Genomic DNA, 19,953 nt, shown 5'->3' with positions numbered 1-19,953 from the left:
GGACTACGCACTGCCTGTCAGCTATGCACTTCCGCCACCTCGCGGTATGCTGGAGACTTTCACTCCTTAATCGTTGCGCTGCCAAGCGCACAAAAGACCGGAAGATGCGCTCGGCATCGTCCGGTCTTTCGGTTATCGCTTAGTTGCCGTGAAACACTTCCGGCGTCGTCATTTTGTCGTAGAACTCCGTAAACAGATCGCGCTTCGCGGACGCGCGCCAGCCCATCGCCGAACGAGGGTGTTCGTCCAGAGTGCCCGTGATCATGTCCGGAATAAGGTAGCCCCACTCTTCCTTCTCGCGCAGCTTGATCATGTGCTTCTCGATCATGCCGAGCACCGGACGGAGGCTATACTCCGGACGGGTGAGCTTGGCGAGCAGCAGCTCGGTCGGCGTGTTGCCGGCCGCGCGGCCCATGCCGTACACGGAAGCGTCGAGCAGCTCGACGCCGAGCTGCGCCGCGGTCAGCGTATTCGCGAACGCGAGCTGAAGGTTATTGTGCGTGTGAACGCCGAGCCGTTTGTTCTTCAAGGAGCGGCGGAATTTCTCGACGAGGAAACGGATGTCGTCCGGATCCAGGCTGCCGAAAGAGTCGACGATGTAGACGACGTCGATCGGGCTGTCGTTGATCATCGCTAGCGACTCGTTCAGCTCGTTGTCCATAACGCCGGAAAGCGCCATGATGTTGATCGTCGTCTCGTAGCCGCGTTCATGGAACAGCGTGCCGAGCTCGATCGCTTTCGCCGTATCGCGCGCGTAGCAAGCGACGCGGATCAGATCCAGCATCGAATCGCTGCGGAGCAACACGTCCGCTTCGTCCACGCGGCCGACGTCGACGAGCGCCGAAAGCTTCGTGTTTTTCTTCTGGATGACTTTGCGAAGGAACTCGTCGTCCAGGAATCTCCAAGGCCCTTCGGTGCCTTCGCTCTTGAGCAGCTTCGGAGAATTCTTGTAGCCGACCTCCATATACTCTACGCCGGACGCATTCAGCGACTCGTACAGATCCTGAACGAACTCCACGCTGAAGTCCCAATTGTTGACGAGTCCGCCGTCGCGCACGGTGCAGTCTACGATCTTGCAATGGTTCGTCTTGCTATGTACCGTCATATCCATGCCTTCTCCTTTGCTTATGCAAGCTTGCTCGATTTCGAAACATAGTGATTCTTAGTTTACATGAAACCGGCAGCCATTGCTAGCATGATCCGCCCGTTCTTTATGCCAATCGGAAAACGATGTCGTCGCCTTCGAGGTCGATCCGCAAGCTTCTGCCCTCCAGAAACCACACGTCCTTGCTCTCCATATAGAAGGTGACCCGCTCCGCGACCGTCTTCACCGCGGCATCGAGGGGCGTATCCCTCGTAATGCCGAACGCGAACGGCGTCTCCCCTCCGCTTACGTAACGCACGAACACCCGGACGACTTCGCCGTCCCCGATGCCCCATTCTCCTTTGAAGCATGAAAGCGCGGAAGGCGTAACGATTAGTTCCACACCCATCACCTCGTCGATTCGAATTGAATACCCTTACATTTTACATCCAATCGGAAAATAAAGAAACGAGCCTCTTCGACCGATCGAAGAAGCTCGTCCGATTCCCGTTCCGCGCCGAGAAGCTCATGCTTCATCGGTCAGGGCATGACGCGCCCGCGGGACGTCACGTACAAATGATACCATTCCTCGCGGGAAAGCACGATCTTGACGGCATCGCTGCAAGCGACGATACGCTCCGGATTGGCCGAACCGATGACCGGCTGGACGTTCGCCGGGTGGCGCATCAGGAACGCGAGCACGATCGTTTCCCTCGTCGTCCCCTTCTCTTCGGCCAGCTTCGCGACGAGCGCGGCGGTTTCCCGCACGCTCGGCTTCTCCCCCGACACGTCCTTGCCGCTGTACAGCCCTCTCGCCAGCGGCGCCCAAGCTTGGATCTGGACGTCATTCAAGCGGCAGTATTCGATCGTTCCTTCCGGGAAGTTGCTCATCTTGCCTTCTTCCTGGTTGACGTGAACGACCGAATTAAGCCAATCGAGCTTCAGCAAGCTCATCTCGATCTGGTTCGCGACGAGCGGTTCGTCAAGCGATGCCTGCAGGAAGCCCATCTGGGCGGCGCTCATGTTCGAAACGCCCAGCCGGCCGACTTTGCCCTCCCGCTTCAGTTCCGCGAACGCTTCCGCCACTTCCTCCGGCTCCGCCAGCGGATCCGGGCGGTGCAGCAGCAGAATGTCGATTTTCTCGACTCCGAGCCGGGAAAGGCTGCCGTCGACGCTGGAGACGATATGTTCCTTCGAGAAGTCGAATCGCGTCCGCGGATAGTCCGGCGTGCCGAGGCGGATGCCGCACTTGGATTGCAGGATGATTTTGTCGCGAAGCTCCGGACGGTCCTTCAGAGCGAGGCCGAATACTTGCTCGGACTTGCCGAAGCCGTAGATGTCGGCGTGGTCGAACAGATCGATTCCGATGGAGAGAGCCGCGTCGATCGCCTCGTGCGCCTGCTTGACGTCGGCCGCCGATACCGGATTGTCGTTCCAACCTCCGCCTAAGCCCATGCATCCGAGCGCGAGCTGGCTGGACGAGAAGCCGTGTTTGTTCAAAGGTAATTTATTAACCATCGTTCGAGGTACCTCCCAAGAGCGCGCAGCGTGCTTTGTTTTCCCCATTATAACGAGGCTTGGGCTTCCGCGGAAGAACTATACTTTACCGTACTAAGTAACGATTGTCCGCTCGCGCGGGACTCCGACTGCAACCAACGTCGCGCGGAAGCGTAAAGATAACGGATGTAATCACTTACCAAGGAGCGAATGCCATGCGCTATTACGCCGGCGAACGAACGATCTCTTGCCCTTGCTGCGGACACGACTCGTTCGACAAGGACTATCGGATGCTGAACTCGAGGGGAGCCAGCTTCCTTGGCCTCGATTGGGCGAACAAAAACGCGACGATTCTCGTCTGCGGCATGCACGCACATCCTTTGGTTCATGTCGGAACCGGGCGAAGCGAACGAGTAACGGTCGCGGTCTGACGCAAAGAAAAACGCCTAGCCCGTCAGGCAAGGCGAGGCGTTGGAATCTCGTCAGACTTTATGGCGAAGGCGGTTGGAAGTCGGCAAACCGACGAAAGACTGCGGCATATCCGCTTTGTTTCCTTGCGCCTTTGCATCGCCAAGCCGTTCGCTCAGCTCTTCGAACCACGTTTCGTCCCGCGTCGCGAGAGCGATATCGATCAAGTTCCGGATCAAGACGGGTTCGTCCATCGAGAGCGTCGGCAATTTCCTCAGCCAATGAACGAGCGCCGTCGTCGACTGCCCGACCGATAGCTCATTGTCCGAGCGGACGACGAATAGTTTGGCCACTTGCCGACTATCGTCGAAAGACTCGATAAATCCGTGCACGAACTCGCCGTTTCTCGTCTTCGCTTGCACCCAATCGCTAACTTCGAAATTCATCTTCGACACCACCTGTCCCGGAATTGGATCGTTTCGGCCTCCATTAACTGTAACTGAACCAATTACATATCGGCTATACTGTAATAATATACATTACAGTTATTCCTGTCAAGCGGTCGTCTTTCCGGAATCAGAAAAAGGGCGATTGCTCGATCGAAAGACGAACGGGGCGATCGCGACGGACAAGACGAGAAGCGCGATGCCGGCGAAGGCGGATATGCCGTAAGTCCGAAGCCAAAGCGGACCGTCCGAGGCGCGATCGTACAGCCAACCGCCGGCGATCGGTCCGATGAACCCGGCGATGCCCGTGAACGCCGAGAACAAGGCGACGTACATCGGCCGTTCGGATTTCGGCGAATCGCCGATCAGGAAGTTAAACACGAGCAGGTTATAGCCCGCGAATCCGAAGCCCAGCAGCGCATGCGCGACGATCAGCACGAGAATCGCAGGGACGACGGCCATGCCCGCCCATATCGCGCACGACGCCGCGATCAAGGGAAACGTCCACAGGAGCAAGGCGTTCGTCGAATACCGGCTGTTCAGTACGCCCCAATAATAGTAACTAACCATCATCACGAGATTTTGCAGCATGATGATGAGCGTCACTTTGCCGGTGCCGAGGGCCATGATTTCCAACATGACGTAAGAGAACAGCGGAACCACGATATTTTGCAAGAGGATGAATGCGGAAATGAAGAACGTCGAGGAGAGAAAACGCCGATCCTTAAATGGAAGCAACAGCATTCTTAACGACTTTCCGCTCTCCGAAGGCTGGAACGGCGGGTTCGGATAATTCGCGAGCCCCCACCCGTTCCAGAAGACGCACGCGGCGCCGATCGCGAACAGCACGACGAATCCTTTCGTGCCCGGAAGCCAATCCATCAATTGTCCCCCGGCCAGTAGCGTAAGGCAGACGACCGCCCAGTGAACGGTGTTCCGGATGCCGAAATACTTGCCCCGCACTGCGGCGGGCACGATATCCGCCATCATCGACGTCCAGATTACGCCGCCCGCTTGCCCCGCGATCATCGACGTCAGCCATAGCGCCAAGTAGACCGGGATCCAAGCATCGTCCGGGAACGTAAGCGGAATAAGACCCGTGGCTACCCACAATAATCGGTGAACGACGGCGAACAGCAAGAGGTAGAATCTGCGGTTGTGCCACGACTGCATGGCGAAGGCGATTAGTACTTGCACAAGCAGGGCGAACGGCGGAATCGCCATGACGAGCCCGATGTGAAACGCGGTAAATCCGAGATATGTCAAATAGACGGTCTGAAGCGGACCGCCTAACAAGTTCCCCAAAATGTTCGCCGGTATGCCTTCGATAATCGATATCCGCAATCCTCTGCGGCTTTCCGACTCGCTCGGCCTTCCGAGCGCCAGCGATTGCTTGAATCCCCTCAGCAAGCTGCCCATTAACGTTCCCCCATGTTGTTCCGGATTCCCTTACCGTGCGTGTTCAAAAAGTCCGGTTTTCAGCACCGAGAAGGTTGAAAGAAGCCAGGGAATGAGGATCGGAGCGTAGGCAAACCTACGTGAGAACCGGAATTCCCGGCTGAATTCAAGATTCGATGCCGAATAAGCTTCCTGATCCGCTTCGTGATCAAAATCGGACTTTTTGAACAACCTCTTACCGAATCCCTTCGCCCGACTCCTCGATATGCGCTAGCAACGACCTGACCATCACTCCCGTACCTCCCTTGCTCTCGAACCCGCGGTCGCTCCACATCCAAGCCGTTCCGCCGATGTCGATATGGATCCAAGGCAGATCTTCCGCGAAGCTGCCGACGAACATCGCGCCCGCGATCGCGCCCGCCCAAGTACCGCCATGGTTCTTCAGATCGGCGACGTCGCTCTTCAGCAACCGGCGGTACTCCGGATACGTCGGCATCGGCCAGACGTACTCTCCGGCTCGGCGCGCGTCGCTAACGAAACGATCGGCATAGGCTTCGTCGTTCGAGAAGACGCCGGACGTCACGTCGCCGAGCGCGTGCATGACCGCTCCGGTCAGCGTCGCCACGTCGATCAGCTTCGTCGCGCCTTCGCGAATCGCGGTCGTCAGCCCATCGCCGAGCACGATCCGTCCTTCCGCGTCCGTGTTCAGCACCTCGACCGTCTTCCCGCCGTACATGCGCACGACGTCGCCCGGCTTGAACGCGCTGCCGGAAGGCATGTTCTCCGCCGCCGGCACGACCGCGACGACGTTCGCCCGCGGCTTCCCTTCCCCGACCGCGCGCATCGCGCCGAGAACCGCCGCGGCGCCGCCCATGTCCGAGATCATCTCTTCCATGCCGAGAGCGGGCTTGATCGAGATGCCGCCCGTATCGAACGTTACGCCTTTGCCGATCAAACCGATCGTCTCCGCTGCATCCGGATTCCCCCGGTGCTTCAGCACGATCATCCGCGGCGGGTTGACGCTGCCGCCTCCGACGGCGAGAAGTCCGCCCATCCCTTCCGCGGCCGCCTCAGTCTCGTCGTAGATGCGGCATTCGAGTCCGTAAGTCTCCGCGAGCGAACGGGCTTCTTGCGCCAGCCGTTCCGGCGTGAGCAAGTTCGCCGGTTCGTTCGTCAGTTCGCGCGCGTAGCAGACCGCGTTCGCGTTCCGGACGCCGGCGCCGATGCCGTCCCGCCAAGCTAGCCGATCGACGTCGGCCGCCAACGCGAAAGAGACCTCCTCGAGCGAAGCTTGCTCTCTGCCCTCGGTAGATCGGCTGTTCCTGCGGTACAGGCCGAGAAGAAGTCCTTCCGTCAACGCTTGCGCCGCTTCGCGCGGACCGGCGCCGTTCTCCGCCGAAGCCGGCCCTGCCGGCGCGACGACTAACGCTCTCTTGATCTTATAGCCCAGAAGCGTCGCCCCCAAGGCCCCCGCGGCATCCCTAAGCGCTTTCGCCGCATAAGGACGATTGCCTTCCGCGCCGACGTATAGCGCGTAACGGCAAGGCAGAAGCCCCAACGTCGGCACGAGCGCGACTTCTCCCGGTTTGCCTGTATATATGCCTCTAGCCGTGAGCTCTCTTAGCTCGCGGTCCAATTCCGGGCAAATCAACGGCTCTTCGCCGCGCACCGCTTCTTGGTCAGCGACGACGATTGCGACGTCGGCGACGTCGGCTTCGCTCCCGCTGAAATCCAGGGCGTTCGTCAACTCCCATTTCAGAGACCAATCTTTCCATAACATGTTCCTGCGTCCCACCCCGAGATGATCTGTTGCACTTCACCCCGATTCTACTCTTTTCCTTCGACGCATGGCAAATAAATCAGAAATTCCGTACCTTCGTTATGCTGACTGTCGACGTGAATCGTTCCTCCGTGATTGCTGATGATCCGGTAACTGACGGATAGCCCTAAGCCCGTTCCTTCTTCCTTCGTCGTGAAGAACGGATCGAACAGCCGGTTTAACGTCGAACGCATCATTCCTTTGCCGTTGTCCTTGATCGAGATGAGGGCGTATTTGCCCTCCTTGCGGGAAATGATGCCGATGCTCCCCTTGCGGTTGTCGTCGGTATCGGCTATCGCGTCCATCGCGTTCTTGATCATATTAAGCAGCACTTGTTTGATTTGTTTCGCGTCTATGGCCACGGTCAGGAACGGATCGAAGATTTCGTGATGAATCTCGATCCCTTTCATAAGCGCTTCGCTTTCCGACAGAAGAATCGTTTCCTTCAGCAGCAAGCCGACGAGAATCTTCTGCTTCATCGGAGCGGTCGGCTTGGAGGAATTCAGAAATTCGTAAATAATGTCGTTGGCGCGGTCGATCTCCGACAAAATAATGCGACCGTATTCTTGCTTGCCGATTTCGTTCAGATAGGGGTTCAACAGCTGGATGAAGCCGCGGATCGAAGTGAGCGGATTGCGGATTTCGTGGGCGATCGCCGCGGCGATCTTGCCCAGCATCGCCAGCTTGTCGTTCTGGAACGCGGCCTGCTCGATCTGCTTATATTCCGACACGTCCTTGACGCTGACGAGGTAATCGCCGTCCAATTCGTCGGTTTGCGAGATGCTGACGAGAAGGAACCGCCCGCTCGCGTCCTGGAACTCGCCGTGAAAACGGCGGTTGCGCTTCATCTCCTTCACCGTTCTCAGCATGTTCTTCCGAATGGACAACGAAAGCGCGGGGTGAAAAAAAAGCTCGCGCAGCGTGCTGCCGATCAGCACCCTCCTCGGCACTTGCAGCAAACGCGACATCTGCACGTTCAGGAACCGCAGCGTGCCCGAGTCGTCGAACAGCGCGACTCCGCTGTCCATATGCTGCAGCACCGTCTCGAACTTGCTCGGGCGTTCGTCGTCGATCGAGGCGGAATGGATAGCGTTCGCTCCGATGAGCAATTGTTCCGCTTCGGCGTTCTCGCGCGTCGCAGCGCTGTCCGACAGGCGCAACGACAAGAGCAATTCTGTTATAAACAAAAGAGACCGGTGAACGAACGTCAGCCGGTCTTCGGGTTCCTCGTTGGAAAGCAGCAGCTTGACGCTTTCTTCGTGATGCTCCAAAATCTCGGCCGCCGAAAGGCCGTCGAGTTCGATCCATAACTGCTCTGTCTGGGCCCGGCAACCATTGCCTCCGTTGCGAACGAAATCCGCAAGGACCGGAAAATATCTCGTTCTCCAACCGTCCATTCGAGTATTCCCCCGTAACTGGCTAAAGCTGGCATTCTATCAATTCGAAATTAATCAAATCATAGCCATTAATTAGCATTACTGTCAACGGGAGAACTTGTCGAGCAAGGTCGAAACGCGCATAGGCCTTAACTCTCGATTTCAGGGTACTCTCTCTTAATCCCGATCGTCACGACCATCGCGGCCGCCATCCCGACCGTTGCCGCGCTTCCCGTCGTTTTGACCCTTATCGTTTTTGTCGTTATCGCGGTCGCTACCGAGGCGGTCGCCGCCGCTGTTGCGATCGTTGTCGTTATCCGTCGGCTTTGCGCTCGCCGTCGCCGGTTGACCGTCGTTCTTCTTATCATCGTTCTTCTTATCGTCGTTCTTCTCATCCTCGTTCTTCTTATCGTCGTTCTTCTGATCGTCGTTCTTCTGATCGTCGTTCTTCTGATCGTCATTCTTGTTGCCGTCGTTTTTCTTGTCGCCGTTCTTCTTGCCGTCGTCGCTTATATCGCCTTCTGTCTTCTTGCCCTCGTCCGGCTTCTTGACGTTATCGCCCTGCAAGTCTTCGCCGTTGTTGCTTGTGCCGGCGGTTCCGTTTTTCTTATCGCCGTCGCTTTTCTTGCCGTCATCGTCGCCTTTGGGCCGAAGTCCGCCGCGATCGTCGACGACCAAGCGTTTGTTCTCGTAATCGCCGATCACTTGCTTAACGCCGCCCCAATCGGATGCGATATCCTCGAGCGAGCTCGCTTTGATCGCATCGAGCGTCACGTCATGCCCTTCCTGCTTGGAAATGAGCCAGAAAGCCATTTTACCGGAAGAAATTCCGTTCGCGTTCGCGTCGTCCCTGATTTCCTTCGGTACCGTAAACGTCGTCACCCGAAGCGAGTCCGCCGCGCCGTCGCTTGCCGCTTCGTTCAGAATTCGGCTAACGGTGTCCGTTACGATTTCTTCCCACTCCCGTCCCGGAGAACGGACGGGCACGTTGACGATGACGATGTCCCCGTCTTCGACCGATAAGTAATGGCCTTCCGCCAATTGACCGGCCACCTCGTTCATGACGTCTTCCAGCTTTCTGCCCTTGAAGCGTATGCCTTCCACGACGAGGAGCGCATCTTCGTTCACCGCCCGCAGCTCCCGCACGTTTTTCTTGGCGTCCAGTCCAATCTCGATGCTCGGATTGATGTCCATCGATACGTAGGCGACGACGGGAGGCGTCCGGAACAGGAAGAAACCGAACGCGACCAGCATAATCGCCATCGCGGAGGCGCCCGCTTGCAGCATTCGCCTTCGCGTTCTCGCCGTCGATCTCGCGCCGTCGCCGCGCGCGAAGGCTTCTTCCCCGATTTCGTGTTGGGGTTCCCGCTTGACCCGAACGAACCGTCCGTCCGGCATCAGCAGCACGGCCGAGCGTTTCTCCAATGCCATTACCGTTCCGCGATTCATGATGTCGCCTCCTCTCCGTCGTGATCCAGCCCGATGTATTCGCGTAAATAGGGATAAGTGCCGTAAGCGATCAATCCGACCGCGATCAAATATTTGCGATGCCGTTCCGCCGTCTTGCGAGTAATGTCCCCGCCTTCGCACAGCTCCTTGATCGGGAGCTGCTTCTTCTGCCTTAACATGAGACACAGCCTTTCGTCTTCGCCCATTCTTCTTCCGACTTTCAACAAAGCGACCCTCGAATCCCGATGTCGGGGGGAATGGTCCGCCAAATCCCCGAACGTAATGCCGTAGCCCGCGAGTTCTTCGGATAAGGCGGCGATTTCCGCTTTCCGGTCGTCCGCCGTTCTCTTCCGTTCGTACGCCTCCATCGCTTGCGCGATTTCAAGACGATTACCCGGGCTTTCGCCGTCGCTCGGATCCGCGTCGAACGAACTATAAGGCACGACCGCCGCGTGCTTCCTTTCCTGTCTCGCATGGTCGATCAACCTGCGCTGAATGACCGTTTCGGCGAATCCCAAAAAAGACCGGCCGGCATCGCTCGAAAAACGGTTGATCGCCTCGTCGAACGCCGTTAACGCCACGCTGTACGCGTCGTCATGGGCCGGGTCGACGTACCGGCGGCAAAACCGGCTGGTCGTCTTTAATATGTATGGATGATAGCTTCTAATCAGCTCGTCGCGCAGCCGTTCTTCGCCTTGCCGTATTCGCTCTACCTGGCTTTCCGGTCCTTCTCCCGTTCGCGGGGAAACCGCCGGACGCTCGGGCGAGCTTAGCCATTTCTTCAATAATACGAGCAGCACTCGCTCACCCCACATTCATACTTTTCGCTTGGGCCTTCGATTTTCGGGGGGTACCCCCGAAAAAAAGACCGCCCCGCAGAAGAAATCTTCCCGGGGCGGTCTGCAGGTCTGACGATCGGCTTGCGATATCGGAATCCCGGACGCGGCTGTCGCTTACACCGCGCCGCCGGGCGCTCGTTTCATTTTTAACTTGTGACGACGCTGGCTAAGAACGATCAGCCGCTTCTTTAATTGTTGCTCCCACTCGGCATCGCGGATTTCCTTGGCGAACGTCAGCAGGTCGAGCGACATGTCGATCTGGTTCTGCACGATGACCGCCGGGTCTTCTTCTTCGTTGTTGACGCAATTCTCGTGAAGCGCTTTGTCGGATTCGTCGACGTAATCGTGGAAGTCGACTTCGGATGCCCCGTCGCCGTGCGCGTATTCCGCCAATATTTCGTACTCGTTCTCCACGAGGTAGTGCACTTCGATCCGATGACAAACCGGACAGAACAGAATCGGCACGTTATGGATGCGCGTACGGTAATGCTTCAGCGTTCCCTTCGTACCGATCATGCTAGCTCCGCAGCAAAAGCTCATCGCCTTCCCCTCCTTCGCAACAGCACTAGTATTGTTCACACTATATTCTCTACTCATGAGCCCAATTCCTGCTATTCCAAGCAAATACGCTGTCGCCGAAGCCTAAAAACTCCCCGGAACTTTCGTTCCGGGGAGTTGCGTCGTTATCGGTCGGGCTTATTTCGCGACGAGATGTTTGTCGCCCGCTTTCCAGTTCATCGGGCATAGACCGCCGGATTGAAGCGCTTGAAGCACGCGAAGCGTTTCTTCCACGCTGCGGCCCACGTCGTTGTGGTTAACGACTTGGTATTTCAGTTCGCCTTGCGGATCGATAATGAACAAGCCGCGAAGAGCGATGCCTTCTTCTTCGATCAGCACGCCGTAGTCGCGAGCGACTTGCTTCGTGATGTCGGCGCCGAGCGGGTGGTTCAGTTGGCCGAGACCGTTGTCGTTCTTAGCCGTATTGATCCAAGCGCGGTGGCTATGTTTGCTGTCGACGCTGACGCCGAGTACTTCGGTGTTCAGGCCTTTGAATACTTCGCTCGCATCGGAAAGAGCCGTGATTTCCGTCGGGCACACGAACGTGAAGTCCAGCGGATAGAAGTACAATACGAGCCATTTGCCCTTGTAATCGGACAAAGATACTTTACCGAAGTCTTTGCCGTCGCCGTTCGCCGTTTCAAGCGTAAAATCCGGTGCCGGACGTCCTACCAAACGCTCTGCCATGAATCATTACCTCCTGTAAGCCCGACCTTGTCGCCAGTGCTTGTACTAGTCATTGATCACGTTAAAAATCGTACCACCCGCGGGCAAGCTAGTCAAGATGATAACTATTCTTTTTTTAGAATAATTATAATTAAAGTTTAGATCGATTAGCGTTTGATCGCGGCGACGATCAGATCGCCCATCGCCGTCGTGCCGATCGCTTTGCTCTTATCGACCGCGATGTCGCCCGTGCGGTGACCGGCGTCCAGCACGTTCTTGACGGCCGTTTCGATCGCCGTGGCCGCTTCTTCGTAACCGAAAGTCAGACGGTACATGAGCGCGACGGAAAGGATCGTCGCGATCGGGTTCGCGATGCCTTGGCCCGCGATGTCGGGCGCGGAGCCGTGAACCGGCTCGTACAGGCCGAAGCTGCCTTCGCCGAGGGAAGCGGAGCTCAGCATGCCGATGGAACCCGTCAGCATCGCCGCTTCGTCGCTCAGAATATCGCCGAACATGTTCTCCGTCACGATGACGTCGAAGCTGGAAGGGCGGCGGAGCAATTGCATCGCGCAGTTGTCTACTAGCACGTGCTCAAGCTCGACGTCCGGATATTCCGGCGCGATGCGGTTAACCGTCTCTCTCCAGAGGCGGGACGTTTCGAGAACGTTCGCTTTGTCGACGGACGCGAGGCGCTTGCTGCGCTTCTGCGCGACTTCGAAGCCTTGACGCACGATGCGTTCGATCTCCGCGACGTTATAGACGCAAGTATCGATCGCTTCTTGGCCGTGCGCGCCTTCGCGGCGGAATTTCTCGCCGAAGTAGATGCCGCCCGTCAATTCGCGGATAACGATCAGGTCCGTGCCTTCCAATACTTCCGGCTTCAACGTGGAAGCGTCCTTCAAGCAATCGAACACGACGGCCGGACGAATGTTGGAGAACAAGCCGAGCGCCTTACGAATGCCGAGCAATCCCGTCTCCGGGCGAAGCTCTTTCGGGTTGTTGTCCCATTTCGGTCCGCCGACCGCTCCGAGCAATACGGCGTCGGAGCCTTTGCACATGTCGAGCGTGTCTTGCGGGAGAGGCGTGCCGCGCTCGTCGATCGCGATGCCGCCGAACAAGCCGTGTTCGAATTCGAATTGCAGACCGAACAGTTCTTCCGTTTTGCGCATGACTTTGATCGCTTCCGCGACGACTTCCGGGCCGATTCCGTCGCCTGCGACGACGGCGATTTTTTTGATTTCTGCCATGATTAATATTCACTCCAATGTCGGGTATAGGTTATCTACTGAGACCTTCTCTCAATTGTAGTACATTTGGCTCCATTGACAAAATAGATAAAAGCTATTAATTCGATAGGCGCTGACTATGGATGCAAATACGCCGCCGACTGCTTCTTCGCCTCTTCGAAAACGCTCGCGAATCCGGCCTCGTCGATCGCCGCCTGCGCTTGCTTAAACGCGACGTCCACGTCGGCGACCATCCCGCTCAGAATCGGGTTCAAATATTGGATCGCCGCCTGATTGACCTTCTCGAGCTCTCCCCGGACCGAGACCACATTAAACGTAAACGCGGAGTAGGCATACGGAACGAGCATATTCGGGACTTCTTCCCGATGCTTCGCGTAATTGTCGCTCCACGAGGCGTTCGGCAGATGCCCGGACTTGTTCGTGAACCAGAATCCGGCGGCGTCCGGCGGGTAGCTGCTCTGCCCGGGCGTCATGCCCGACGGCAAGTCGATCCTACCGTCCTTGACGACGTAATCCTTCCCGGCGATACCGAAATACACGAGTTGGCTGTACGAAGGTTCCTCCATGATCAGATCAAGCGCCCGCATCGCCAGCTCCGCATGGTTCGAATCGGCGGGAATGGCGGCTCCGTTATTAATGTAAGGATCCATAATATAGGTGCCTTTCCGGGACAGGTTCGGAATGATCTCCACTTCCCAGCCTTGCTGCTCCGCCTTCGCGATCGTCGATTGGATGTCGTTCGAATTCCCGTAGGCGACCGCCGACTTGCCTTGCTCGAACGAATCCTTGCTTCTGATCTTGTTGGCGAACGCGTCGTGGTTGATGTAGCCTTTGTCGTACCAGCTTTTCACCGTCTTAGCGACTTGGACGTAATTGGAGCGAAGCGGCTCGTCGAAGATCGTGAGCAGCTTGCCGCTCGGATCGTCCCAATCGGTGAACACGCCCGAGAACCCGTTCGTCGTCATGATGACGTCGACGGACGAAGGCCCCGTCTCCCACTGCAGATTGGCATGGGTTTTGATGAAGTCGTACTGCTTGTCCACTTGGATCGGCACCATGCCCGGCTCGTTCGATTTGACCGCGGCCAAGTAAGGCTCGAGATCGGACATGCGGCGAATGTCGGGCAATCCGTATTTTTTCCTTAGATCGCCCCGGATAAGCGTGACGGGAACTTTCATGTCCGGCGTCGACGTCGGGATCATGTAGATTTTGCCGCCGATGCTGGCCTCTTCCCAAGCTCTGCCGTTCGTCGCCTTATCGTGAAGAGGCATGTATTTACGGATCTTGTCCCTCGTGATTTCGCGGAACGAGCCTTTGGCCGCCTCCTGCGCGAAATACGCCCAGTTCGCCGCGAAAATAAAGTCGACGGTCTCTCCCGACGATAGCACCTGCGGATATTTGGCCGCCATCTCGCCCCACTGGATGTACCGAAGCTCCAGCTTAGCGCCGATGTCTTGCTTTAATTTCTTGTTCAGTTCCTCCAGCACGGCCGGCAGTCCGGGCGGCGCCGAGCCGATCAAGTAACCGACGAGCGTCGTCGTCCGGTCGTTGCCTTCCTTGACGGATGGCTTCCCGGAATCCGATCTCCCGCAAGCCGTCATGCTGCCGATCGCGAACGCGACGAGCACGACCGCCAGCAACCATTTGCGATTCACGATATATGGCCTCCCCTGCGCGCGAACGATCGCTTCCAGTAACTTTCGCGCCGCGCGGCCGAAAACCCTTTGGATCGAATTGGAAAAGAGCCGACGCGACGGTCGGCTCCTCCGGCATTGCTATTATTTCTGACTCGACAGGTAAGCTTGCGTTTGTTTGTTCGCTTCTTCGATTATTTTTTCCAAGCCGGCTTTCTTGACCTTCTCCTCGAGCGTCGCGTACGCGGCGTCCACGTCTTTCACGATACCGCCTTGGATCGGAAGCTGATACTGCTGGCCGACCGTTCCCATCGTCGCGAGCTCCGACTTAATGCCGGAAGTGTCCATGGAGAGCGAGTTGAAAACGTAAGGAACGAGAATGTGTTTAAGCGATTGCTTGTGAGCGATATATTGCTCGTTCCACGAAGCGAGAGGCAGATGCTGGCTCTTGTTCGTGAACCAGAAGCCCGCCGCGTCCGGCGGATACGTGTTCGATTCGGCGGTAACGCCGCCCGGAAGCGCGATTTTGCCGTCTTTCACGACGTAGTTGACGCCTTCGATACCGAAATATACGAGATTGTTGTAGGCAGGATCTTCCATGATCAGATCGAGCGCCATCATCGCGCGTTCCCCGTTTTTGGAGCTTGCTGCCACGGCTACGCCGTTATTGATGTACGGATCTTGCGGGTAAGTGCCTTTGGAAGACAGGTTCGGGATGATCTCGACTTCCCAGCCTTCTTCCAGCGCTTTGGCGAGCGTGCTTTGAATATCGTTCGTGTTGCCGTAAGCGACGGCGGACTTTCCTTGCTCGAACGCGTCTTTGCTGCGGACTTTGTTGGAGATTGCGTTTTTGTTGATGTAGCCTTTTTCGTACCAGGATTTAATCGTTTTGGCTGCGGACTTGTAGCTGTCAGAGATGTACGGATCGAATTGGTTGTACACTTTGCCGCTCTGATCGTCCCACTCCGTTAAAACGCCGGACCATCCGTTCGTCGTCAGTACCGTATCGACCGTTGCCGGTCCGATTTCCCACTGCAGGTTATAGAACGATTTCGCGAAATCGTATTGGCTGTCGGCGTTGATCGGGATCATGCCTTTTTCGTTTTTCTTGATCGCTTCCAAGTACGGTTCGAGGTCCTTGAACTTCGTAATTTCCGGCACGCCGTATTTTTTACGCAAGTCGCCGCGGATGAGCGTAACCGGGACCTTTTGATCCGGAGTCGAAGTCGGAGCCATGTAGACTTTGCCGCCGACGGAAGCTTCTTTCCACGCGACTTCGTTCGTCGCCGCGAAATGCTTCGGCATGTATTTCTGCAGATCTTCCGTCGTAATTTCGCGGAACGCGCCTTTAGCCGCTTCTTGGTTATAATAAGCCCAGTTCGCCGTATAGATCAGGTCGACGTCTTCGCCCGCGGCGAGAACGAGCGGATACTTCGCGGCCAAGTCGCCCCAACCGATATAACGGAATTCGACCGTCGCGTTGATGTCGGCCTTCAGTTTCTCGTTCAGCTTGTCGACGACGGCAGGCATGCCGGCTGGCGCTTCGCCAAGCAAATAAAACACGAGATTGGCTTCTTTGGACGTATCGATCGCGTTGTCCGCGCTGGCGGACGGGGACGCGGAAGCGGTTTCGCTTGAGGACGCGGAAGCGCTCGGCGCCGCGGAGCTTTCTTGCGCGCCCTTCTCGTTATTGCCGTTATTGTTCCCGCATCCGGCGATGACGAGCGAGAAAGCCATGATCGTCGAGACGATCGAGAAAAGCCATTTCTTATTTCTCATTTGTGTTCCTCCTAATTGTCGGTGAATGAATAGAATGAGATCCCCCTGCGCTTACTTCGGCTTGCCTCTTGCGCCGCGCGATTGCGATCGCAGCGAGAAATCACCTCCTTTAATAAGTATCGATGCTCATCGGCCGATTAGCCCTTGACGGCTCCTACCGTAATGCCTTGTACGAAGAAACGTTGCACGAACGGATACAGAAGGACGATCGGACCGGTCGCGACGATCGTCAGCGCCAGCTTCAGCGATTCCTTCGGCATATCGATGCGCGGAATGCTGTTGACCATCTGCGTGGAGAAGTTCGCGCTAGACAAAATGCGGTACAACGTATATTGGAGCGTGTAGAGATTTTCTTTCTCGATGAACATGAGAGGCGTCCACCAGTCGTTCCAGTAGCCGAGCGCCGTGAACATCCCGATCGCGGCCATGGCGGGCTTGGATAGCGGCAGCACGATTCCCATGAAGATCCGGAAGTCTCCCGCGCCGTCGATCTTCGCGGACTCGATAAGCGCGTCGGGAATCGAACCGTTAATGAAGTTGCGCAGGATGAGAATATTAAACACGTTGAACATCCCGCAAAGCAGAAGCACTAGCAGATGGTTTTTGAGATGTAAATCCTGAACGATCATCAGGTAGAACGGAACGAGACCGCCGTTGAACAGCGTCGTGAAATACAGGAAGAACGCCAATCCGTTCCGGTATTTCACGTCCTTGCGGAACATGACGTAGGCGGCCATCATCGAGAAGAACAGCGATACGGCGGAACCGACGACGGTCGTGAATATCGTGAGCCCGTAGCTTCTCAGCATTTTCTCCGGATTCTGGAATACCATCTCGTAGGCGTCGAGCGAGAACTCCTTCGGGAACAAGGAATAACCGTAGTAAATGATGGAATGTTCGGAAGCGAACGAGTTGCTGATGACGATGACGAAAGGCAATACGGTGATCAGGGCGAACAGGCCGATAACGATATAGGCAATGTAGTTAAAGGCGGTCACGTCGCGGGAGCGGATTCTCATGGAGCTCACCTCGTTTTCAATGTCGGATTAGAATAGCGCGTGCTCTCGGTCGTACTTCTTGACGATTCCGTTAGCGAGCAAGATGATGACGAAACACAATACCGATTGGTACAAACCGCCGGCGGAAGCCATTCCGAAGTCCGGGCTTAGAACCAGGGAGCGGAACACGAGCGTGTCGATGATATCCGTCGCGTCCATGAGCAGCCCGTTATTGCCGATAAGCTGATAGAACATATCGAATTCGCCTCTCATGATCCGTCCGATGCCGAGGAGCACGAGGATGATCGTCGTCGGCTTGAGCAGCGGAAGCGTCAGGCGGCGGATCCGTTGGAAAATGTTCGCTCCGTCGATCTTGGCCGCCTCGTAGATCGAGCTATCGATCCCCATGATCGCGGACAAGTACAGGATGCTGCCGAATCCGACCCACTTCCACACGTAGAAGAACGGAAGAATGAAATACCAGTAGTTGACGTTCGAGTAGATGTCGATCGCTTCCATCCCGAGGCTCTTCAGCAGCGTGTTCACGACGCCGAACTCGTAATTGAACAGGTTGTACACGATGGCCGCCACGGCGACCCAGGATAGGAAGTAAGGCAGGAACATGAGCGTCTGCGCCGTCTTCTTGAACAGCTTGCCGGTCATCTCGGCGATCATGACCGCGACGCCGATGGAGAAGACGGTATACGCCGCGAGGAAGACGACGTTATACAGGAACGTGTTTCGGGTAACGATCCACGCTTTGCCCGAATGGAAGAAGTAATCGAAATTTTGCCAGCCGACCCACGGGCTTCCGAACATGCCCTCGCGGTAATTGAAATCTTTGAATGCGACGACGATGCCTGCCATCGGATAATAGTTGAACACGATGAAATAGGCCGCGATCGGTAAAAACATGAGATACATTACTTTGTTTTTCAACAGCTCTTGAACGAAGCCGTTCCCTCCGCCGTTGACGCGGACTTTTGCCATGGTTGATCCCTTCTCTCCGTTCGTTCTCTGTCTCTGGATGCGCTTGCAAATGTAATTATAGGGACTCGCCGAATCAAATAGAATGACATAGGTTTACGATTTTCTTGGTTAGATTACGGAAATGAAGACGTCGTCTTTCCCGTTGTTGCGCCTTTCCGGCGAACGAGATATATTGAAGGCAACCAACTATACGCGGGAGGTCGAACCGAATGAAAGTGCTGCTAGTAGACGATGAACCTCTGACCAGCGAAAGCTTGGAACGGTATATCGATTGGAAGGGGCTGGGCATCGAAAGCGTCCGGATCGCCGCCAACGGATTGGAGGCGCTCGAACTGCTTCCCCGCTTCTTGCCGGACATCATCGTGAGCGACGTCCGCATGCCCCGCATGAACGGCATCGAATTCGCCACGAACGCCCGCGAGCGTTATCCCGACGTCAAAATCATCTTCATGAGCGGATATTCGGACAAGGAATATTTGAAATCCGCCATTCATCTGAAAGCGGTCAGCTACGTCGAGAAGCCGGTGAAGCTGGAGGAAATGACGGCGGCCATTCGCGAAAGCGTTTCCCAATGCGCGGCCGAGCTGGCGAATCGCAACTTGACCCGCTCGGTTATCCGGCAGCGCTTGCTGACGAAGCTCGTCAAAGAAGGCAAAACGCCGGCCGAGCTTCGCATCGAGCTCGGCGAGCACGCGCCGTCGTTCCTGGACGGCGAAATCCGGGCGATGGCGATCCAATTGTGTTCCCGTTCCGAGGGCGATCCGGCGATCTCCGAATCCGACCGGACGGAAATAGCCGACAGGTTGGCGGAGCTCGCCGGCGAACCGGACGACCGAAGCTGCTTGTACGGACTTCTCGACGCGGACACGATGCTCATCTTGCGCCAAGCCGACGATCAGTCCACAACCGGCTTCAAGGATACCGCCCGATCGCTGCTCTACTCGTTGAACCGGACTTACGGAGACCGGCTCGAATTCTCGATCGGCATCGGGTCGCCGTCTCCGGCCAAAGAGGCATGCCTGTCCGCCGTTGCTGCCGTCCGTTCCCGCTTCTACTTCGGGACGGGGCTCGTCTTCTCCGAGCCTCCCGCGAGCGAGCCGGTAGAATCGAACGCCCCTCTCGAAGAGATGTACGCGGAATTCCGCGGCCTGCTTCGATTCGACAAGGAGGAGGAGACCATCGCGGCGATCGACCGGTTGACGCATCGGTTGCGGGAGATGCGCGATCCGGAGATCGGCCGGGTGACGAACGTCATCTTCCGCCTTCTCATGAGCTTGCACGAATTCGCGGTGGACAAAGGCGTATCCGCGACCGATCCGCAGCAGGAAGAGAAGTTCATCTGGCAGGAGGTCGGCGGTTTGCCGACGCTCGAAGCGTTGCGCGACTACGTCGTAGGCAACGTCCAGGCCGTATTCTCCCAACTGAAGGAACGGTCCGCCGTGAACGCGAGAGTCGGCATCGTCGTCCAGTACATCCGGGAGCATTACTCGGACAAGGAGCTGACGACCCGGTCCATCGCCGACAATACGTATTTGAGCCAGAATTACATGTGCGCCCTATTCAAGAAGGAAACGGGGAAGACCATAAACGAATTCATTACGGAAATCCGCCTGGAACGGGCGAAGGCCCTTCTGAAGGACCGCCGCGTCAAGCTGTACGAGATCGCTCTCGCCATCGGGATTACCGATCCGAACTATTTCTCGTCGATGTTCAAGAAAGCGACGGGGCTGACGCCAAGCCAATACCGGGAAAGAATGTGACAGCT

General features: G+C 56.7%; 18 protein-coding genes. 2 read left to right on the top strand and 16 right to left on the bottom strand.

What is annotated here, in order from left to right; translation table 11 throughout:
• Positions 1-139: 139 nt before the first annotated feature.
• The 3 genes from ACFPPD_RS18140 to ACFPPD_RS18130 all read right to left on the bottom strand — a co-directional run bounded on the left by ACFPPD_RS18140 (position 140) and on the right by ACFPPD_RS18130 (position 2,602).
• Entirely contained in the window at positions 140-1,105 is a 966-nt protein-coding gene (locus tag ACFPPD_RS18140; protein WP_209748956.1) for an aldolase catalytic domain-containing protein, read from the bottom strand.
• Positions 1,106-1,211: 106 nt separating this feature from the next.
• A complete protein-coding gene (locus ACFPPD_RS18135; protein WP_209748957.1) occupies positions 1,212-1,487 on the bottom strand; it encodes a HesB/YadR/YfhF family protein in 276 nt (91 codons plus the stop codon).
• 137 nt (positions 1,488-1,624) lie between these two features.
• The gene (locus tag ACFPPD_RS18130) at positions 1,625-2,602 is read right to left on the bottom strand and encodes an aldo/keto reductase (RefSeq protein ID WP_209748958.1); all 978 of its coding nucleotides are present in this window, start codon (positions 2,600-2,602) and stop codon (positions 1,625-1,627) included.
• A 194-nt stretch (positions 2,603-2,796) separates the two neighbouring features.
• On the opposite strand from ACFPPD_RS18130, the gene ACFPPD_RS18125 reads away from it, so the two are divergent.
• Positions 2,797-3,012 (top strand): hypothetical protein, encoded by a 216-nt coding sequence (locus ACFPPD_RS18125; RefSeq protein ID WP_209748959.1) that lies wholly within the window; start codon positions 2,797-2,799, stop codon positions 3,010-3,012.
• Positions 3,013-3,063: 51 nt separating this feature from the next.
• On the opposite strand, the gene ACFPPD_RS18120 is transcribed toward ACFPPD_RS18125, so the two are convergent.
• The 13 genes from ACFPPD_RS18120 to ACFPPD_RS18060 form a co-directional block, all read right to left on the bottom strand.
• Positions 3,064-3,435 carry a hypothetical protein gene (locus tag ACFPPD_RS18120; RefSeq protein ID WP_209748960.1) on the bottom strand — a complete coding sequence of 124 codons (372 nt, stop codon included), beginning with the start codon at positions 3,433-3,435 and terminating at the stop codon, positions 3,064-3,066.
• A gap of 108 nt (positions 3,436-3,543) precedes the next feature.
• Positions 3,544-4,854, bottom strand: coding sequence for an MFS transporter (locus ACFPPD_RS18115; RefSeq protein WP_209748961.1), 1,311 nt, complete (start codon positions 4,852-4,854; stop codon positions 3,544-3,546).
• Positions 4,855-5,068: 214 nt separating this feature from the next.
• The gene (locus ACFPPD_RS18110) at positions 5,069-6,613 is read right to left on the bottom strand and encodes a leucyl aminopeptidase (RefSeq protein WP_209748962.1); all 1,545 of its coding nucleotides are present in this window, start codon (positions 6,611-6,613) and stop codon (positions 5,069-5,071) included.
• Between the two features lie 47 nt (positions 6,614-6,660).
• Positions 6,661-8,049, bottom strand: coding sequence for an ATP-binding protein (locus ACFPPD_RS18105; RefSeq protein ID WP_209748963.1), 1,389 nt, complete (start codon positions 8,047-8,049; stop codon positions 6,661-6,663).
• Positions 8,050-8,205: 156 nt separating this feature from the next.
• Positions 8,206-9,477 (bottom strand): anti-sigma factor domain-containing protein, encoded by a 1,272-nt coding sequence (locus ACFPPD_RS18100; RefSeq protein ID WP_209748964.1) that lies wholly within the window; start codon positions 9,475-9,477, stop codon positions 8,206-8,208.
• Positions 9,474-10,277, bottom strand: coding sequence for an RNA polymerase sigma-I factor (gene sigI / locus ACFPPD_RS18095; protein ID WP_378082756.1), 804 nt, complete (start codon positions 10,275-10,277; stop codon positions 9,474-9,476). The genes ACFPPD_RS18100 and sigI overlap by 4 nt, the downstream gene beginning before the upstream one ends.
• Positions 10,278-10,430: 153 nt before the next feature.
• Positions 10,431-10,856: a hypothetical protein gene (locus tag ACFPPD_RS18090; RefSeq protein WP_209748966.1), complete on the bottom strand. Its 426-nt coding sequence runs from the start codon at positions 10,854-10,856 to the stop codon at positions 10,431-10,433.
• Between the two features lie 156 nt (positions 10,857-11,012).
• A complete protein-coding gene (locus ACFPPD_RS18085; protein ID WP_209748967.1) occupies positions 11,013-11,561 on the bottom strand; it encodes a peroxiredoxin in 549 nt (182 codons plus the stop codon).
• A 146-nt stretch (positions 11,562-11,707) separates the two neighbouring features.
• On the bottom strand, positions 11,708-12,787 hold the full coding sequence (leuB, locus tag ACFPPD_RS18080) for a 3-isopropylmalate dehydrogenase (RefSeq protein WP_209748968.1): 1,080 nt from the start codon (positions 12,785-12,787) through the stop codon (positions 11,708-11,710).
• A 116-nt stretch (positions 12,788-12,903) separates the two neighbouring features.
• Complete coding sequence (locus ACFPPD_RS18075) at positions 12,904-14,442, bottom strand: extracellular solute-binding protein (RefSeq protein WP_209748969.1); 1,539 nt, start codon at positions 14,440-14,442, stop codon at positions 12,904-12,906.
• A 123-nt stretch (positions 14,443-14,565) separates the two neighbouring features.
• A complete protein-coding gene (locus tag ACFPPD_RS18070) occupies positions 14,566-16,200 on the bottom strand; it encodes a DUF3502 domain-containing protein (protein ID WP_209748970.1) in 1,635 nt (544 codons plus the stop codon).
• A 137-nt stretch (positions 16,201-16,337) separates the two neighbouring features.
• Positions 16,338-17,219, bottom strand: coding sequence for a carbohydrate ABC transporter permease (locus tag ACFPPD_RS18065; protein ID WP_209748971.1), 882 nt, complete (start codon positions 17,217-17,219; stop codon positions 16,338-16,340).
• Between the two features lie 27 nt (positions 17,220-17,246).
• Positions 17,247-18,188, bottom strand: coding sequence for an ABC transporter permease (locus ACFPPD_RS18060; RefSeq protein WP_209748972.1), 942 nt, complete (start codon positions 18,186-18,188; stop codon positions 17,247-17,249).
• A 209-nt stretch (positions 18,189-18,397) separates the two neighbouring features.
• On the opposite strand from ACFPPD_RS18060, the gene ACFPPD_RS18055 reads away from it, so the two are divergent.
• The gene (locus ACFPPD_RS18055; protein WP_209748973.1) at positions 18,398-19,948 is read left to right on the top strand and encodes a response regulator transcription factor; all 1,551 of its coding nucleotides are present in this window, start codon (positions 18,398-18,400) and stop codon (positions 19,946-19,948) included.
• Positions 19,949-19,953 lie beyond the last annotated feature (5 nt).

This window comes from Cohnella suwonensis, from assembly GCF_042655365.1.
Taxonomy (GTDB): Bacteria; Bacillota; Bacilli; order Paenibacillales; family Paenibacillaceae; genus Cohnella; species Cohnella suwonensis.
This window is presented reverse-complemented; position numbering and strand designations above follow the sequence as displayed.

Bases quoted from the DNA above. Each gene is read 5' to 3' on its own strand.
- ACFPPD_RS18090 (WP_209748966.1), bottom strand. From the start codon at position 10,856: ATGAGCTTTTGCTGCGGAGCTAGCATGATCGGTACGAAGGGAACGCTG.
- ACFPPD_RS18065 (WP_209748971.1), bottom strand. From the start codon at position 17,219: ATGAGAATCCGCTCCCGCGACGTGACCGCCTTTAACTACATTGCCTAT.
- ACFPPD_RS18110 (WP_209748962.1), bottom strand. From the start codon at position 6,613: ATGTTATGGAAAGATTGGTCTCTGAAATGGGAGTTGACGAACGCCCTG.
- ACFPPD_RS18130 (WP_209748958.1), bottom strand. From the start codon at position 2,602: ATGGTTAATAAATTACCTTTGAACAAACACGGCTTCTCGTCCAGCCAG.
- ACFPPD_RS18060 (WP_209748972.1), bottom strand. From the start codon at position 18,188: ATGGCAAAAGTCCGCGTCAACGGCGGAGGGAACGGCTTCGTTCAAGAG.
- ACFPPD_RS18140 (WP_209748956.1), bottom strand. From the start codon at position 1,105: ATGACGGTACATAGCAAGACGAACCATTGCAAGATCGTAGACTGCACC.
- leuB (WP_209748968.1), bottom strand. From the start codon at position 12,787: ATGGCAGAAATCAAAAAAATCGCCGTCGTCGCAGGCGACGGAATCGGC.
- ACFPPD_RS18055 (WP_209748973.1), top strand. From the start codon at position 18,398: ATGAAAGTGCTGCTAGTAGACGATGAACCTCTGACCAGCGAAAGCTTG.
- ACFPPD_RS18100 (WP_209748964.1), bottom strand. From the start codon at position 9,477: ATGAATCGCGGAACGGTAATGGCATTGGAGAAACGCTCGGCCGTGCTG.
- ACFPPD_RS18085 (WP_209748967.1), bottom strand. From the start codon at position 11,561: ATGGCAGAGCGTTTGGTAGGACGTCCGGCACCGGATTTTACGCTTGAA.
- ACFPPD_RS18120 (WP_209748960.1), bottom strand. From the start codon at position 3,435: ATGAATTTCGAAGTTAGCGATTGGGTGCAAGCGAAGACGAGAAACGGC.
- ACFPPD_RS18115 (WP_209748961.1), bottom strand. From the start codon at position 4,854: ATGGGCAGCTTGCTGAGGGGATTCAAGCAATCGCTGGCGCTCGGAAGG.
- ACFPPD_RS18105 (WP_209748963.1), bottom strand. From the start codon at position 8,049: ATGGACGGTTGGAGAACGAGATATTTTCCGGTCCTTGCGGATTTCGTT.
- ACFPPD_RS18070 (WP_209748970.1), bottom strand. From the start codon at position 16,200: ATGAGAAATAAGAAATGGCTTTTCTCGATCGTCTCGACGATCATGGCT.
- ACFPPD_RS18125 (WP_209748959.1), top strand. From the start codon at position 2,797: ATGCGCTATTACGCCGGCGAACGAACGATCTCTTGCCCTTGCTGCGGA.